This is a genomic window from Streptomyces sp. NPDC059003, assembly GCF_042740445.1.
Lineage (GTDB): Bacteria > Actinomycetota > Actinomycetes > Streptomycetales > Streptomycetaceae > Streptomyces.
Genome location: NZ_JBHYJH010000432.1, coordinates 1 through 1,568, shown reverse-complemented (window position 1 = coordinate 1,568; position 1,568 = coordinate 1). Strand labels below are relative to the sequence as shown.

At 61.3% G+C, this 1,568-nt stretch carries 1 protein-coding gene; it reads left to right on the top strand.

Annotated features, from left to right (window positions below; genetic code table 11):
- Positions 1-219 precede the first annotated feature (219 nt).
- Positions 220-1,521: an ATP-grasp domain-containing protein gene (locus tag ACFWZ5_RS46385; RefSeq protein WP_384893330.1), complete on the top strand. Its 1,302-nt coding sequence runs from the start codon at positions 220-222 to the stop codon at positions 1,519-1,521.
- Positions 1,522-1,568: the final 47 nt, after the last annotated feature.

Here is a 1,568-nt window from a genome sequence, read left to right as displayed (position 1 = left end):
ACTACGAAACCCACCCCCACCGCTCCGCAGCCATGACCCGCCTCGCCATGACCGACCTGATGACCCGCCGCCTCACCGGCGAGAACACCATCCCCTGGCACGACCCGACATCACCGGATCAAAGCTGCATCCAAGGATGAAACAACAGGAGATAACGACCTCTTACTGGTGGCGCGTACTCGGCAGGCTTCCCGTGAGTCCGATAAGGAGGTTGGCGACATGGGTGAATCGGAGCCCCGCTACATCGCCCTAGTGGATACATACGCCTTCACACAGCGGCTTGCTCCCGCATTCCGGGATGCCGGATACATCCCGATCAGGGTGCAGAGTACAGAGCAAGTGCCCAGATTCTACCAGGGGCATGCGGATCCGTTCCCCTACACCGCAGACATCGTGCACTGCGGCGATCCGGGCGAGACCGCGAGCCTGTTGGCGCCGTATCGGCCCGTCGCCGTCGTTCCCGGAGGCGAGGTCGGAGTGGAACTGGCGGACATATTGAGCGAAGCGCTGCAGGAGGAGCGCCCGGACGTGCCATCCAATGGTACGGCTCTCAGCTCCGCTCGACGCGACAAGTACGTGATGGTGGAGCGGATCAAGGCGCAGGGTCTTCGCGGCGCAGAGCAGATCTTGGTGCAGAGCGAGGACGAACTCCACGCGTGGCATGCATCTCTCAGTCGACGCGTCATCATCAAGCCCCTGCGTAGCGGTGCCAACGATGGCGTCATGTGGTGTGACACTCCTGATGATTCCGTGCGTGCGTTTCGTCGGATGAGCCGACGGGAGAACATTTTCTCCGAGTCCGAAGACGGCGTTGTGGCCCAGGAGTATCTGGTCGGCACTGAGTATTTCGTCAACACGGTGAGCCGGGACGGCCTCCACCATGTTTGCGACATCTGGAAGACTCACTGCATCAGCGTGAACGGCAAGAATGACCTCAAGGTCGCATCTCAGTTGCTGCCCTGCACTGGAGAGGCCCAGGATCAGCTGGTGCCGTATGCCTACGAGGTCCTCGATGCGCTCGGAATCCGCCATGGCCCCGCACACTCCGAGATCAAATTGACCCCCGACGGCCCGTGTCTCGTAGAGGTCGGCGCGCGCATTGCGGGGGTTGACTTGCCCGGGTACGCCCATCTCGCGACCGGTGAGTCACAGATTGACTGGACAGTGGATGCCTATGTCCGCCCAGATCGCTTCCAGCAGCGTCACGCCCGGCGGTATGAGCTGCGTGCGAATGTTGCCTGCGCCAGGATGGTCGCCCCCCGAAGTGGTCAGCTCGTCTCCTACCGTGGGCTGAATGCCATCAAGACCCTGGAGAGCCTGAGAGAGCTGAACATACATGTGAAGCCTGGCGAATGGATCAGCCAGACGGTGGACGACACCACGTATCCAGTCGTGCTCACGCTGATGCATGAAGTAGAGGAAGTACTCCTCCGCGACCTCAACACCCTGCGCTACATCGACGGAGAGGGCTTCTACGATCTAGCCGGCGAGGCCATCAGCCCGGCATTACTGATGCGATGAAAGGAGCGGGGGCTCCCGCTCCTTTCATCGCATCAGTAGTCCTCGAT